Origin of the sequence: Anaerorhabdus sp. (assembly GCF_036657415.1) — a bacterium.
In the GTDB taxonomy this organism is placed as follows: Bacteria; Bacillota_I; Bacilli_A; order Erysipelotrichales; family Erysipelotrichaceae; genus Anaerorhabdus.
The window spans coordinates 1-14,368 of the sequence record NZ_JAVXGL010000048.1 but is presented as its reverse complement, the minus strand read 5'-3'; the positions used below and the strand labels follow the sequence as shown (position 1 = coordinate 14,368).

Here is a 14,368-nt window from a genome sequence, read left to right as displayed (position 1 = left end):
CAATTATTTCTTTATCATAACTTCCCTTATCAACCCATGAACCAACAAAATAAAGTTCAGCATCTTCGATTGATAAATTAGCTTTCCCAAAAGCGATACACTCTCCTTGCATAGTTTCTTTAATTACATTGGCTAATAATTCGGTATTTCCAGTTTTACTTGAGTATATTATTGCGTATTTCATAATGCGCTCCTTTCATAGATACAATGAACACCTTGATGTGCTTGCATCCCCTTTAGACATTTTTGATTACATCGCACACAAATGCGAATTGATTCTTCTTCATTATTTTTAACTTTATTAACCCATTCACTATCCGCAATGAGTTGTCTTGACATCGCTACCATTTCAATTCGCTGTTTTTGTAATTGTTGTTCAATGAATGCAGGTTCTTCTATACAACCCACACCACAAATCGGTAGTTCTGTATATTTTCTTACTTCATCGGCAAATTTAAGAAAACAACCTTGTTCTTTGAAATAAGTATGATTTTTAGGTGGTATTGTATCTTCAAGTGATCCATGATTGGCAATTGTTACATGAAAGCTATTCACTCCTGCTTTTTCTAGTAATGGAACAAATGTTGAAATTTCTTCAAATAAGACTCCTGCATTTCCATAGTGGGGATTTTCTTGTCTAATCGCAAGTTTATAATCAATTGTGATTGTTGGACATTTTTTACGAATTGCTTCAACGCATGAAACCGCAAACTTTGTCCTATTCACAATACTTCCTCCAAATTCATCACTTCTTTGGTTCATAATGGATGAACTAAAACTACCACATAGTCGATCACCATGAACTTGTACACAATCAAATCCTATTTTCATTGCTTGCTCAGCGGCATCACCAAAATTTGATACTAATTTATTAATGCTATTTTTTGATAGTGATGAGATATAATGTGGTACACTTTCATTCAGCTTATTTCGCAGTTCAGAAGGACTCATTTTCTTCATTAAAACAGCTGGTAAGTATTTGATGAGTGATGTAAACTTTGAATCAGATGCATGTAATTGAGCACATACAAGTACATCTTCGCTATGTATTGCGTTAATAATATCTTTGTAGTATTGAAGTGCCTTTTTATTATAGAGTGATAAGAAGCCTGTTTTTGATGCAGGTACATCACCCACAATAATCATTGCCACTCCTCCATGAGCAATTTGCTTATATTTGTTGATTGTCTCTTCATGAGATAATCCTAATGATGTTGGTGCAAAGATAATCCTGTTTTTTAATTCTAGATTGTTCAATTTAATTGGACTTAATAGTTTTTTGTCCATCATTTTCATCTTCTTTCTATTCTAATAATTTAGCCAGTAAATTTAAAATTTGTTTTCCTTCTTCATGCGATAATCGCTTCATCCTATTGTCTATCCAATCCGCAAATACATTTCTTGATTTTTTATATGCTTCTTTGCCTTTAATCGTTAATTCAAGAAAACATGAGCGACCATCATTTGGATTAGGCGTTTTCACAACAAACCCAGAATCAACTAATTTGTTGATATATCTTGTAGTATGTCCAGCATCCATTTTGACTAATTGTGAAATACTATTTGGCGAACACATTTTTGATGATCCAATCGCAAGAATGAAGTATTGTTGACCTTTTGAGAGGTTTATTTCTTCCATTCGTTCTTTGTAGTAATCTAGAAAGCTAGATCTTAAACCTATCATGTAAAATAACAAATTTCTTTTCATATTCATCACCTATTTACTTGATAAAGTCAATTATATACTTTTATTTGACCTAGTCAAGTAAAAGTATATAAGAAGATTATTAAAAAATCTTAATAATTAAAAAAGACTCTTTCGAGTCTTAGCGCACTTGTAAATTATCCTTATTAATACGTTTCAATGCTTCTTTTGCAACAATACCTGTTAAAATTCCTGTTGGTATGGATGCAAGTAATAGATATGGCACAATCGCAATCATACTTGCTTGATTGTAAATAAACATGACAACAATTACTTGACCTACAGTATGCCCCACTGAGCTAAGGGTTGAAGTAAATAATAGTGAAGATTTTAATTGCTTACAAAGAATTAAAACAAGACTACTCAAGACAACACCACCTAATGCAATCCAAAAGGTTGTTCCAAATATAAGTCCACGTAATAGATTACCTATAACTACACGCATTACATTCACAATAATCATTTCTTTTACGCCTAAGATTTCAATTGTAATTAATGCAATGATATTCGCAAGCCCAAAGCGTATACCAAAAGGAAGTGCTGGTATTAATGTAGATTCTAAGATATTAATCATAATCGCCATTGCACTCAATAATGTTATATATACAAAACGCTTTGTAGGACTCATTTTCATATTTTCACCTATTTTAATTCAACTGATATTTCATTGGGTAAACAAATAATTGGTAAGTAGCGATCAATTGATGCCCAACCTGTTTGACTACAAACATGATTTGGACAATCTTCATTTGTTACACGCCATTTCCCATCTTTAACTTCGACCATGAGTTTACCATAGCTACCATCAAACCAATATTCACCATCTTTTGTTGGATCGATTTCCATCACTGTTTCATTACGATAAATAACGCGTACTATATCTGTCGATTTTTGTGAATTCATAATTTGAACTCCCACAAATATCACTAGTGCAATTAGCGCAATCGCAACAATTACTATAACTTCTTTTTTCTTCATTTTTTACCACCTAACAATGAATATTATAACAAAATTTCATTAATCTACCAAAACAGTTAAATCTTTCGCCCATGATTCACTCTTAACACATAGAATACCGAATCCTAAACGAACTAGTTGTTCAACTTGTGTGATTAATAAAACTATCACAATACTATTCATGTGTAGTAGATTAACACAAATAAAGGCACTAGGCAAGCCTATAACCCAGAGTATACCCGAATCAAGCAATTGAATAACTTTTGATTCCCCTCCGGCACGTAGTATTGAGAAAATAATGAAATTAAACAATCGCATGGATACTTTAACCGCAAATACCCATACAATTTGAATCGCTAATAAGGATGTTAATGGATTGGTCAAGCCAAAAATTGCGACCATTGGATTTGCGAAAAGAATCATACCTACAACAAGGATAATTGATAAAACTAAGGACAGACCCAAATGATAATTCGCTTCTCTTTTTGCCTCATCCATTTCACCAGAACCAAGCCGTACTCCCAACAATACAGATATTGCATTGCCATATCCATAAACAATAAATAAAAATGTATTATAAATTTGGTTTCCTACATAATAGGCATCCATACTATCTTTGCCTAATTGTCCAAATGCTTTAATAAAAAGTGTAGAACCAACACCAAATAGTGTTTCATTAAATATAAGTGGTACAACTTTTCTTAATATAGGTAGTGCAAATTCTTTTTCAATCACGAACATTTCTCGAAATGTTCCAAAAAATGGCTGTTTTGTTTTTATTGCATGAATAACATAAACAATAAGCCCTAAACACTGAGCGATTACCGTTCCAAGTGCTGCTCCCTCTACTCCCATTTTAGGAAAGAATCCAATTCCAAAAATAAGGCAAGAATTCATAACAATATTACATATCATAACGAGGATACTTACTTTTAAAGATACTCCAGCATTTTGGATACTACGATACATGTAACTGAATGCAAAGTTAATACTTCCTAAGACTAAACCAAACCGTGCGATATTTAAGTACTTCAAACTGTATGCAACGATATTGGCATCTGGCATATAAAACATCAGAATTTGATAGCCTAAAAATGTTGCGATGGAAAACCAAAACAAAGCATTTATACTCGCAAGGATAATACTCAATCCAAATGTTTTCTTCAAATTTTTAAAGTCTTTTGCACCATAAAATTGTGAAGAAAACATACTTGTTCCACCAATTGAACCATACGCAATCATCGAACACAGTGTATCAATTTGGGCAGCTGTACCTACTGCAGTAACCATTCCAATCCAAGACACCATCAATGTATCAATAATCCCCATACAACTTGATAGTAAGTTTTGAAGTGATAATGGAACTGCAATCTTTGCAGTTTTTTTATAAAATTCTTTGGGTCCAAAATATTTTTTTAAGTATTTATGCATTATTAATCCCCCTATTTTGGCAAAAAATAACTCATAAGAGTTATTTTTCAATGATTTGAATCATCTCAATCGTGCGACTACTCGACATGATTGGACTTTCTTTTAGTCCCTCGTTAATACAATCAACGAAGTGTTGTATTTGAAATGTGAATTCACTATTGAAATCAAAATGTTTTTCAATAACTTCTTCACCGCGTACACATTTAATATCATGACTTCTCCAAAAGTTGGTTGATTCAATATAGCCATCTTCTCCATAAATCATAATTTTATTTTCTGTTTGAACGTCAATTCCACCGCGAACACTTGCCATGACACCATTTTCAAAGCGCAATAACATTTGTTCGAAGCCATCACATAAACCTTTATGATCTAGTGACATTCTCACCTTTTCAACAACTTTTGAATCTAGTAAGCATACTGTGAATGCAAGTGGGTATACCCCAACATCAAACATTCCTCCACCGGCTTCATCTTTCATCAACACCCAATGGTCATCTGGATATTCCAAACGATAACTATCACTACCATCAACGTAAAGAACTTTTCCAATCATACCCTCATTTATCCATGCCTTCGCTTGATTAAAGATTGGTGTGAAAGGTCCTTTATTTGCTTCCATTAAGATGCATCCTTGTTGCTTAGCATAATCAAAACATTCTTTAGCATCACTGCTTTTACCCATAAATGGTTTTTCGCTCATCACATGTTTACCATGTTTTAAACTAAGCATAATTAATTCTTTATGTGTATGAGGTGGTGTTGCAATATAAACTGCATCAATTTCTGGATTTTGTAACATTTCTTCATATGAATTATAAGCATACTCCAATCCATATTGTTCCTTAACACTAGTTGCACGCTCTAAATCACGTGATGCACATGCAATAATTTTCGCACCTACTACATCTTGCATTCCTTTAATAAATCGATGAGAAATTTTTCCTGGACCAATGATTCCAAATTTTAACATATGTTATCCTCCACAATGTTCAATGACTATATCCATCGCATGAATATATCCTTGTATTCCTTCGCCTTTAATTTGTGCAATACAATAAGGAGCACAGTAAGAAATATGTCTGAATTCTTCTCTTTCGTTTATGTTTGAAATATGAATTTCTACTACAGGAATTGGTGCAATTGCTTTTATTGCATCTGCAATTGCAACGCTGGTATGTGTATAGGCAGCAGGATTAATCAGAATTCCATCAATTTTTTCAAAATAGGCTTTTTGAATTATATCGACTAAATCACCTTCATGATTGCTTTGATAGAATTTTACTTCAACATGTCTTTGATCAGCTTCTTCTTGGATAAGTTTTAAAAGTGCATCATAATTTACTGAACCATAAATATCCTTTTCACGAATCCCTAACATATTAATATTGGGACCATTTAAAATCATGATTTTCATTTTTTACCTCCTATTGATCAAAGTATTTTCTACGATTTGTTGATTGAATAAATAGACGTTTCATCTCTTCTGTATCGTCATTATATAGTGTATCACGGAAGTGTGATAATTCTTTCATAAAATCATCGATTTCTTCTAATAAATAATCTTTGTTTAATAGAAATAATTCACTCCACAAATTTTCGTTAATCTTGGCAATACGTGTTAAATCTCTAAAACTATCACCTGTATATTCAACTAAATGCGAGTTATCATTTGTATTCATTAATGTAACCGCAATAACATGTGTTAATTGTGATAGAAATCCAATCATTTTATCATGTTCTTCACATGTTAACGTTGTAATACGTTTGAATTCTAGTAATTGTGCAAGATCATTAACAAATGCAATTCCTTGGGGTGTGTTTTGTGCAGTTGGTGTAATGATAAAGTTTGCGACTTTAAACATTTCTGTATTACTGAATTTTACACCACTTACTTCTCTTCCCGCCATTGGATGGCTTGCTATAAATTCTAAATCATCTCTAAGGATTGCTTGTACATCTTCTACAATTGCACGTTTAACCCCACTAACATCCGTAATGAATACATTTTCTTTTAAAAGATATTGATTTGTTTTTATCCACTCTACAATTAGCGTTGGATATAATCCAAGTATTACATAATCAGCATGTGGAAGTAATTCTTCACAATGTGTACTCCCTGAATCAATTAAATGATTTTCACATGCATAGTGAATACTTTCTTCATTGAGATCAATTGCATCAACAATATATCCTTTTTCTTTTAATCCTTTGGCATACGAACCACCCAAAAGTCCTAGTCCAACAATACAAAATCGTTTATTCTTTTCAATCATCTAATTTTTCCACAAGAATGCCAAGTTTACAAATATCTTCAAAAAATCCTGGGTATGATTTTTTGATTGATTGAGCATCATCAATTTCGATTGAATTGGATGCAAGCGTTGAACCAATTGTAAGTGCCATAACAATACGGTGATCATTATGGCCATGTAATAGTTCATTACATTTCCACTCTGTTGGTCCATTGATTGTGATTGTATCCATTGTTGATGTAAAGTCTACACCTACCTTCAATAATTCACTTTCCATAGCTGCAATACGATCGCTCTCTTTAATTCTTAATCTTCCAGCATTCACAATTGTTGTTTTACCTAAAGCATAAGAAGCGCAAGTAGATAAGATAGGTCCTAAGTCAGGACAATTATTTAAATCAATTGTGCACCCATTTAACTTTGATTGATGAAAACGATAACCATCTTTCAATTGTTCTATATGGCAACCCATATCTTTTAATATTTGAACGATTTGTTTATCTCCCTGAAGTGATTCTGTGTTAAGTCCAATACAATCTAATGGTCCTTGTAATGCCCCTAAGACTGCAAAGAAACCAAGTTGCGAAAAATCACCTTCAACTCTTGTATCTTTGGCAATATATTGTTGGTTACCTGCAATATATAATGTATTATCATCTTTAAATTCAATATGCACACCAAAGTTTTCCATCATTTGAATTGTTAAATCAACATATGAACGACTTTCAAATGGTGGGGCTATTTGAATGATTGAATCTTGTTCAAGAAGTGGTAATACAAAACACAAACCTGAAATGAATTGTGATGATACATCTCCTTTTACATGATAAGTTTGTGGTTTAAGTTTTCCTTCTATTTCAATTTTTCCATTTTCTTGTTTGAATGTTAATCCTTGTTGTTGGAACATTTCTCTATATATTCCTTGCGGTCTTTCCATTAAACGTTTTGTTCCGGTGAATGTGATTGGTTTGTTTGTTAGTGAAAAGAGTGGTATAAAGAAACGCAATGTAGAGCCTGATTCATTACACTCAATTATTGTTTCTTTACAATCTTCAAAGTTTTTAATTCCTTCAATTTCTACATAATCATCATATTGTTTTATATCAGCACCAAGTTGTCGCATACCATTGATTGTAGTTTGAATATCTACACTATAATCTAGATTGGTAATAACACTTTTTCCATGTGCTAAAGATGCGCAAACAATGGCACGATGTGCCATTGATTTGCTTGGAGGTATTTGAATCACTCGTTGTTTTAAAGTAGATGGAGTAATTCTAACCTTCATAAATAGAACGTCCAATTGCTTCCGCAACTTTCTTACATTTTACAACGAGTTGTTCAAATTTTTCTGGTTTCAATGATTGTTGACCATCTGACCATGCACATTCTGGATTTTGATGTACTTCAATAATTAATCCATCAGCTCCGGCTGCAATAGCAGCTAATGACATACTCTCAATCAATTTCCAATCACCTGTAGCATGTGATGGATCAATAATAATTGGCAAATGTGTTTTTTGTTTAATGATTGGTACTACACTCAAATCAAGCGTATTACGTGTATACTTTTCAAAAGTACGGATACCACGTTCGCATAAAATAACATTTTTATTTCCACCTGCCATAATATATTCAGCAGACATAATCCATTCTTCAATTGTATTTGCCAAACCCCGTTTTAATAGAATTGGTTTATCAATTTTCCCTACTGCTTTTAACAAATCAAAGTTTTGCATATTGCGTGCTCCAATTTGAATTACATCCACATTTTCGATGAATTCATCAATCTTATCTGCACTCATTAACTCAGAGACAATTGGCATTCCTGTTTTTTCACGTGCCTTAACCATGCACTTTAATCCTTCTTCACCCATTCCTTGAAATGCATAGGGTGATGTTCTAGGTTTGTATGCCCCACCACGCATCATGCATCCACCTGCATTCTTAACTTTTGTAGCGTTTTCTATCATCATGCTTTCACCTTCAACAGAACAAGGTCCACCGATAAGCACAATTGGGTTATCGCCCCCTATTTTAATTCCTCTTATATCCACGATAGTATCCTCTGGATGGAACATACGATTGGCGAGTTTATAGGGTGCGGCGATACGTTGGACATTCTCTACCCATAAATTAGCTTGAACTCTTTTTTCATCCAGCTTCGCCGTATCGCCCACTAAACCAAAGACATTGAAGTCTTGACCTTTAATCATATTTACTTGTAAACCTTGTGCTTCGAATTGATGAACTAACTTATCAATTTCATGTTGAGGTGCCCCTTTTTTTAATGTGATAATCATATTTTTATCCTGCTTTCTATTTCATTACATGCTTGTTCAATGGTTGTGTTATTGATGATATGAATATCGGCTGCCGCTTGATAAAGTGGTAAACGTGTTTCATATAATTTTTGAATTGCTTCGTTATCTTTACTTAATGGTCGACTTGGATCACTAATAAGTTTAGAAACATCTCGATCAATCCATACTAGAATACCCATTTTTTTTAAATTATGAATATTGGTGTGCGATTTTATTACCCCACCACCACAAGAAATTATCGTTCTATTTTTTGTACACACTTCATGTATTTTATTTGTTTCTAATTTTCTAAAAGTATCTTCTCCATCATCTTGAAAGATGTCTTTTATTGATTTGCCTACATCTTTTACTATCTCTTCATCAATATCAATTAATGGTAAGTTTAATTTCTTCGCTAGCTCATTCGCTAGTGTTGTCTTACCTGCACTAGGCATACCAATAAAAACAATGTTTTGTTTTTGACGTAGTATTTTTTTATAAACTCGTTCAATATCACTATCGACTAAATTTTTACCCGTAAATATCTCTACCGCTTGTTTCGCTTGAGCTACAAGCATTTCTAATCCTCCTACTGCTTTTAAATGAAGATCTTCTGCTTGTAATATCAATTCTGTTTTAAGTGGATTATAAACGATGTCTATGACACTCTCTATCTGTTTATAGTTTGATAAATCAAGGGGTGAATCATCATGATTTGGATACATACCCACTGGTGATGCATTAATAAGCACCTCCACATCATTGAATGTTTCAAGTAGTTCTTGATAAGTAATTGTTTCATCGGTTTTTGTACGTGATACAATTTTTAATTCTCTTGCACTCATATCATTAATGACTACTTTCAATGCTTGTGTTGCTCCACCATTTCCAAGAATAACAACTTTCTTATTAAGTATCGTTACATCATGATTTTCAAGCATCCATTTGAATCCATAATAATCTGTGTTATATCCTTTTAAATATCCATTCACATTTGTAACAGTATTTACTGCTCCTATTTTTTTAGCTTTATCATCCAGTTCATCTAAAAATGGAATTATTTTTTGTTTATATGGAATCGTTACATTAATTGCATCAAATGATTTTTCCTTCAGAAATTCTTCAAATTCTTCAGGCGGTATTTCTAAAATATCATAGGTATATCCTGCAAGATCTTCATGAATTAATTTTGAGTAACTATGTCCTAGTGGATAACCAATTACACCTTTTCTCATTTTTTGTCTCCCATAAAATAGTTTCGCCCATATGTATCCATTAAACAATCAACTAGTGTTAAGGCAACCATACTATCAACCACTACTCTAGCACGATGAATAATTGCTGGATCATGTCTTCCTACTATTTCTAAATCTGTATCTTCCATTGTTTTAAAGTTTACAGAATGTTGTTTTTGTGCAATGGATGGTGTTGGTTTCACAACCGTCTTAAATCGTATTGGCATACCATTTGATATTCCTCCATTGATTCCACCGTTGTTATTGGTAGTTGTGACAATTCTTCCATCTTTAATTTTCAGTTGATCATTAACTTCTGAAGCATATTTATCTGCAAAGCCAAATCCTAATCCAAATTCAACACCTTTTACTGCACCAATACTAAATAAGGCATGGCTTAATTTACTTTCAATTGAATCGAATGTAGGTTCACCAATCCCAACTGGAAAGTTAAGAATAGCTGTTTCAAGAATTCCTCCAACTGCATCTAAATTCATTCTAGCGTTTTCTATCGCCATAATCATGTCACTTTCAACTTCATTATTAATTAACGCAAACTTCTTTCCATTAATTTCTGTTAATTGTTTAAGCAATACTTTTTCATCTTCTGCAAAATCATCATCAATGACAGTATGTAATTGTTTAACATGTGTTCCCAAAAAGATTCCCTTTTGATTTAATAGTTGAATCGCAAGTGCACCTGCCGCAACTAAGGGAGCGGTAAGTCTTCCTGAGAAATGACCACCACCACGATAGTCTTGATATCCTGCATATTTCACATCTGCGACATAGTCTACATGCGAAGGTCTCGCGATATCTTTAGTTTTTGAATAATCCTTTGAATGTTGATCTTTATTTTCAATCACCATGCAACATGGCATACCCGTTGTTTTCCCTTCAAATACACCACTGACAAAGCGAACTAAATCATCTTCATGACGTCCTGTTGAAATTGTACCTTCCGCTTTACGCAAGCGCATTTGATGTTCCAATAATTCTTGATTGATTTCAATACCTGCTGGCAATCCATCAACAACTACGCCTATCATTTCGCCATGTGATTCTCCAAAAAGGGTGATACATAAATTATTCCCAATTGTATTTTTCATAAAGTTTTAATCAACCTTTCTAAATCACTAAATGATTTTTCATTTAATTCCGCATGTCCTAGTTCATTAACTTGAACAATAGTAATAGTTTCTCCATTTGATTTCTTATCTTGTAGTACATAGTGATATACGCTTTCTCTATCACATTCAATTGTTGCTGGGCAATTCATTTTTTCAAGAATGAGACGTGTACGTTTTTTTAATACTTCATCCTCTAATATTGCAAGCATACCCAAACCTACACACTCACCATGATAATATTGACTAAAGTTTGTTGCACTTTCATAGCCATGTCCAATGGTATGTCCAAAGTTCAATATTTTTCGGATTCCCATTTCTTTTTCATCTTCTTCTACAACTTTACGTTTCACTTCAAGTGCTCGCAAAATAATTTCATCGATATTTTCTAAAATGTCTTTCGTTTCAAAAATTTCAAAAAGTTCTTTATCAGCGATTAGACCTGCCTTCAATGCTTCAATCAATCCATTGTAGAGATGTCTTGTTGAGAGAGTTTGTAGAACATTTGGATCAATGAGTACAAGTTGTGGTTGCCAAAAAGCTCCGACACAATTTTTAGTTCCTTCCACATCAATTCCAACTTTTCCACCAATGCTACTATCAATTTGTGAAAGAGTAGTTGTTGGAATGTTAATGAAACTAATTCCTCGCATATAGCTTGCAGCGACAAATCCTGCCAAATCGCCAACTACACCACCACCAAGTGCTATAACACAATCATTTCGTGTGTAATGTTGATTCAACATTTCTTTTAAACATGCTTCATACCATGTAAAACATTTAGATGATTCTCCTTGTGGTATTGTGAACACTTTTGCTTTAGGACATTGATCAATAACTTTATTCACATGTTGTTTTGGTACTCCTTCATCTGTTATTACAAAATACCTGCGATTACAGTCAAGAACTTTATTCAATGACTGCAAAATACCTCTTTCAATGACGATATCATAACTTCTCTCATTAAGATTACACTGCAACTTCACTTTCAACTCCACCTTTCTGGACATAAAGAAAAACCATATAGGCAATCTATATGGTTTATACTGTATATTTACCATAGATATCGCCTAATCACACGAAATGGGCAATATCTACTGACATCACCCAACTATCTAAAGTAATAAAAGAACCCTTTCAATAAATCAACGTTTTTCATACTTGTACCTCAAATATAGTGATATTTTATCACATGCGCATTTTTTTACAATAGTTTTCTGAAAATTTTCAACTATTTTTTCAAATTTGCGAATCCTTCTTCATAAATCGCAGTTAGACGACTTACTTCATCTTCTGTCATTTTACGTTCATGTGCATCATGTTCATCAAAAGTCGCTTCATGTGTCGCAACAATTTGACCATCTTTCACAAAGAAAACAAAAGGTACATAAAGACGTTTAGCCCCTTCATCATTTTCTGATAGGTACTCACTGGTAAGTTCTACAAGTTTTACATAATCCGGATTAGTATCTACACGAATATCATTTGTTGAATCTGTGCCTTCTGGTCTAACATTTACATATTCAATGCTCATACCATTTTCTTTTGCGACATCATTTAAGATTGGTAATACTTCGATACACCATGGACATGTAGAAAATCCATAATATAGCACAAATGTTTTATTACTTTCTAATAATTCATTCGCTTGTGCCATTGTGATTTCTTTAAATACGTGATCAGTATCCATGAAATCTTGATATGCACTCATATCAGCTTTCTCACCTTCGACATCACAATCTACAGATATGTCACAACCCGGTTTATTCGCTTCACTTGATTGTGTAGGCGTTGCTGATGGTGTTGTTGGTGCTGTTGTGCATCCAGCTAGTACTAATGCTAAACATAAACATAATAATTTTTTCATATTATTCCTCCGTTGCCTTGCAATAAGATCCTAGACATTTCATTTCAACACAGAGATTTTTTACTTGATTCATTGCTTCTTGTACAACTGGATTTTCTAAACTTCCATCAAAATCAATGTAGAAACAATATTCAAATAAACGTCCCTTTAGTGGTCTAGACTCTAATTTTAACATATTGATGTGGTTTTCTGCGAATATTTTTATCACTTCATATAAAGTTCCTGGTTGATGATTGACAACAAAATACATACTAATCTTATTCGCATGCTCAACAATACGTTGTCCTTTACAAACACATAAAAACCGTGTGGTATTTAATTCATTATCATTCACATTCTTTTCAAGAATTGGACAATCATAATATTCAGCTGCTAAATAACTTGCAAGTGCTCCCTTCTTAGGGTCATTACATGTTTTGATAAACTCTACGCTTTTTGCTGTATCTTGATAAGGAATCGCCTTCATATTCGGATATTTTAGAAAAAAACCTTGGCATTGACTTAAAGCTTCCGGATGACTATAAACTTCTTCAATCATTGTTATTGAAGAACTTGGAATTCCAATTAAATTTTCCATGATTCTAACATTTATTTCTCCAATCGCAAAAACATCTCGATCTTTTAATAAATCATAGGTACGATAGATAATTCCTGTTGTACTATTTTCAACGGGTAATAATGCAGTATCAATTTTACCGCTTTCTAGGTCATTTAGTATATCAATGAAGTTTGTATAATTTCTAGCTTCAAATTGCTCATTTGCATAATAATGATGGACTGCAATTTCACTAAAAGTACCATGTTCACCTTGGTATCCTACAATAATTTTCTCCATATTCATTCCTCCCAAAATCGACATTCATGTTACAATTGTAGCATGCAAAAATCAAATGAGCGAAAACAAAATAAGATTTTTTCTACACTACTTCTTTTAAGTGGCTTTTTTATTGTACCTTTGCTTACCCTTTATTTAGGTACACTTACTAGTTTAACTTTACAAAATTTTACGTACCTTGCTAATCAACCTGCTACCAAAGTTAGTTTTACTATTTGGGCAATTGTTTCAATTATTACGCATTTTGGTTTGCTTTATTCAATTTATACAACATTGAAAATCAAGTCTGTATCTATTTTGCCAATTACCTTTATCATTTTATTTATTTCAACGGTAATTCCTTATCCTAAAGGTGATAGTTTATTAGGTTTTCTTCATGTTGTTTCTGGTTATCTAGCTTTTATTCTTTATAATTATGCTTTACTACAAATTTATATCCAAGCTTATATAATAAAACCCCGTCTCTTTAGGGTTATTTTAAATATTTATCTATGTATGTTTGGTTTATGCTTTGTTATTTTTATGATCTATGGAAGTATTAATGGTTTAACTGAGGTAATCTATTGTAGTGTAACAGTTATTTTAATTACATTCCTCAAAATAGCTTCCACGTGTAAAACACGTGGTTCTGACTTAACCCTATAAGGGCTATT

The 14,368-nt window shown here is 32.8% G+C and carries 17 protein-coding genes; 1 reads left to right on the top strand and 16 read right to left on the bottom strand.

Going from position 1 to position 14,368, the window contains the following annotated elements; genetic code table 11:
* From RSB60_RS07730 to RSB60_RS07655, 16 genes are all read right to left on the bottom strand, one after another.
* Positions 1-184: flavodoxin family protein (locus RSB60_RS07730; protein ID WP_332615569.1), on the bottom strand; the 184-nt coding region annotated here is incomplete at its 3' end.
* Positions 181-1,287 carry a bilirubin reductase gene (gene bilR, locus RSB60_RS07725; RefSeq protein ID WP_332615567.1) on the bottom strand — a complete coding sequence of 369 codons (1,107 nt, stop codon included), beginning with the start codon at positions 1,285-1,287 and terminating at the stop codon, positions 181-183. The genes bilR and RSB60_RS07730, both read right to left, overlap by 4 nt.
* Positions 1,288-1,303: 16 nt before the next feature.
* Positions 1,304-1,708 carry a bilirubin utilization transcriptional regulator BilQ gene (gene bilQ, locus RSB60_RS07720; RefSeq protein ID WP_332615565.1) on the bottom strand — a complete coding sequence of 135 codons (405 nt, stop codon included), beginning with the start codon at positions 1,706-1,708 and terminating at the stop codon, positions 1,304-1,306.
* Positions 1,709-1,826: 118 nt separating this feature from the next.
* Positions 1,827-2,339, bottom strand: coding sequence for a Gx transporter family protein (locus RSB60_RS07715; protein ID WP_323382632.1), 513 nt, complete (start codon positions 2,337-2,339; stop codon positions 1,827-1,829).
* A gap of 8 nt (positions 2,340-2,347) precedes the next feature.
* The gene (locus RSB60_RS07710; protein WP_323382631.1) at positions 2,348-2,683 is read right to left on the bottom strand and encodes a NusG domain II-containing protein; all 336 of its coding nucleotides are present in this window, start codon (positions 2,681-2,683) and stop codon (positions 2,348-2,350) included.
* 39 nt (positions 2,684-2,722) lie between these two features.
* Positions 2,723-4,093, bottom strand: a complete 1,371-nt coding sequence (locus RSB60_RS07705; protein ID WP_332615562.1) for an MATE family efflux transporter — start codon at positions 4,091-4,093, stop codon at positions 2,723-2,725.
* Between the two features lie 40 nt (positions 4,094-4,133).
* Positions 4,134-5,066: a Gfo/Idh/MocA family protein gene (locus RSB60_RS07700; protein ID WP_332491586.1), complete on the bottom strand. Its 933-nt coding sequence runs from the start codon at positions 5,064-5,066 to the stop codon at positions 4,134-4,136.
* A 3-nt stretch (positions 5,067-5,069) separates the two neighbouring features.
* The gene (aroQ, locus tag RSB60_RS07695) at positions 5,070-5,510 is read right to left on the bottom strand and encodes a type II 3-dehydroquinate dehydratase (RefSeq protein WP_332615560.1); all 441 of its coding nucleotides are present in this window, start codon (positions 5,508-5,510) and stop codon (positions 5,070-5,072) included.
* A gap of 10 nt (positions 5,511-5,520) precedes the next feature.
* Positions 5,521-6,369: a prephenate dehydrogenase gene (locus tag RSB60_RS07690; RefSeq protein ID WP_323382627.1), complete on the bottom strand. Its 849-nt coding sequence runs from the start codon at positions 6,367-6,369 to the stop codon at positions 5,521-5,523.
* Entirely contained in the window at positions 6,362-7,636 is a 1,275-nt protein-coding gene (gene aroA, locus RSB60_RS07685; protein ID WP_332615558.1) for a 3-phosphoshikimate 1-carboxyvinyltransferase, read from the bottom strand. The genes RSB60_RS07690 and aroA overlap by 8 nt, the downstream gene beginning before the upstream one ends.
* On the bottom strand, positions 7,626-8,651 hold the full coding sequence (gene aroF / locus RSB60_RS07680; RefSeq protein ID WP_323382625.1) for a 3-deoxy-7-phosphoheptulonate synthase: 1,026 nt from the start codon (positions 8,649-8,651) through the stop codon (positions 7,626-7,628). The genes aroA and aroF overlap by 11 nt, the downstream gene beginning before the upstream one ends.
* Positions 8,648-9,886 carry a shikimate kinase gene (locus RSB60_RS07675; protein ID WP_332615556.1) on the bottom strand — a complete coding sequence of 413 codons (1,239 nt, stop codon included), beginning with the start codon at positions 9,884-9,886 and terminating at the stop codon, positions 8,648-8,650. Before RSB60_RS07675 ends, aroF begins: the two co-directional genes overlap by 4 nt.
* On the bottom strand, positions 9,883-10,995 hold the full coding sequence (gene aroC, locus RSB60_RS07670) for a chorismate synthase (protein ID WP_323382623.1): 1,113 nt from the start codon (positions 10,993-10,995) through the stop codon (positions 9,883-9,885). Before aroC ends, RSB60_RS07675 begins: the two co-directional genes overlap by 4 nt.
* Positions 10,992-11,999 (bottom strand): 3-dehydroquinate synthase, encoded by a 1,008-nt coding sequence (gene aroB, locus RSB60_RS07665; protein ID WP_332615554.1) that lies wholly within the window; start codon positions 11,997-11,999, stop codon positions 10,992-10,994. Before aroB ends, aroC begins: the two co-directional genes overlap by 4 nt.
* Before the next feature lie 245 nt (positions 12,000-12,244).
* On the bottom strand, positions 12,245-12,880 hold the full coding sequence (locus RSB60_RS07660) for a TlpA family protein disulfide reductase (RefSeq protein ID WP_332615552.1): 636 nt from the start codon (positions 12,878-12,880) through the stop codon (positions 12,245-12,247).
* Between the two features lies 1 nt (position 12,881).
* Positions 12,882-13,715 carry a prephenate dehydratase gene (locus RSB60_RS07655; protein ID WP_332615550.1) on the bottom strand — a complete coding sequence of 278 codons (834 nt, stop codon included), beginning with the start codon at positions 13,713-13,715 and terminating at the stop codon, positions 12,882-12,884.
* Between the two features lie 42 nt (positions 13,716-13,757).
* Here RSB60_RS07655 and RSB60_RS07650 point away from each other — a divergent pair, with 42 nt between their 5' ends.
* Positions 13,758-14,360 (top strand): hypothetical protein, encoded by a 603-nt coding sequence (locus RSB60_RS07650; RefSeq protein ID WP_332615548.1) that lies wholly within the window; start codon positions 13,758-13,760, stop codon positions 14,358-14,360.
* The last annotated feature ends 8 nt before the right edge of the window (positions 14,361-14,368 follow it).

Excerpts from the sequence above, each read along its gene's own strand:
- bilR (WP_332615567.1), bottom strand. The coding sequence starts at position 1,287 with ATGGACAAAAAACTATTAAGTCCAATTAAATTGAACAATCTAGAATTA.
- bilQ (WP_332615565.1), bottom strand. The coding sequence starts at position 1,708 with ATGAAAAGAAATTTGTTATTTTACATGATAGGTTTAAGATCTAGCTTT.
- RSB60_RS07715 (WP_323382632.1), bottom strand. The coding sequence starts at position 2,339 with ATGAAAATGAGTCCTACAAAGCGTTTTGTATATATAACATTATTGAGT.
- RSB60_RS07710 (WP_323382631.1), bottom strand. The coding sequence starts at position 2,683 with ATGAAGAAAAAAGAAGTTATAGTAATTGTTGCGATTGCGCTAATTGCA.
- RSB60_RS07705 (WP_332615562.1), bottom strand. The coding sequence starts at position 4,093 with ATGCATAAATACTTAAAAAAATATTTTGGACCCAAAGAATTTTATAAA.
- RSB60_RS07700 (WP_332491586.1), bottom strand. The coding sequence starts at position 5,066 with ATGTTAAAATTTGGAATCATTGGTCCAGGAAAAATTTCTCATCGATTT.
- aroQ (WP_332615560.1), bottom strand. The coding sequence starts at position 5,510 with ATGAAAATCATGATTTTAAATGGTCCCAATATTAATATGTTAGGGATT.
- RSB60_RS07690 (WP_323382627.1), bottom strand. The coding sequence starts at position 6,369 with ATGATTGAAAAGAATAAACGATTTTGTATTGTTGGACTAGGACTTTTG.
- aroA (WP_332615558.1), bottom strand. The coding sequence starts at position 7,636 with ATGAAGGTTAGAATTACTCCATCTACTTTAAAACAACGAGTGATTCAA.
- aroF (WP_323382625.1), bottom strand. The coding sequence starts at position 8,651 with ATGATTATCACATTAAAAAAAGGGGCACCTCAACATGAAATTGATAAG.
- RSB60_RS07675 (WP_332615556.1), bottom strand. The coding sequence starts at position 9,886 with ATGAGAAAAGGTGTAATTGGTTATCCACTAGGACATAGTTACTCAAAA.
- aroC (WP_323382623.1), bottom strand. The coding sequence starts at position 10,995 with ATGAAAAATACAATTGGGAATAATTTATGTATCACCCTTTTTGGAGAA.
- RSB60_RS07660 (WP_332615552.1), bottom strand. The coding sequence starts at position 12,880 with ATGAAAAAATTATTATGTTTATGTTTAGCATTAGTACTAGCTGGATGC.
- RSB60_RS07655 (WP_332615550.1), bottom strand. The coding sequence starts at position 13,715 with ATGGAGAAAATTATTGTAGGATACCAAGGTGAACATGGTACTTTTAGT.
- RSB60_RS07650 (WP_332615548.1), top strand. The coding sequence starts at position 13,758 with ATGCAAAAATCAAATGAGCGAAAACAAAATAAGATTTTTTCTACACTA.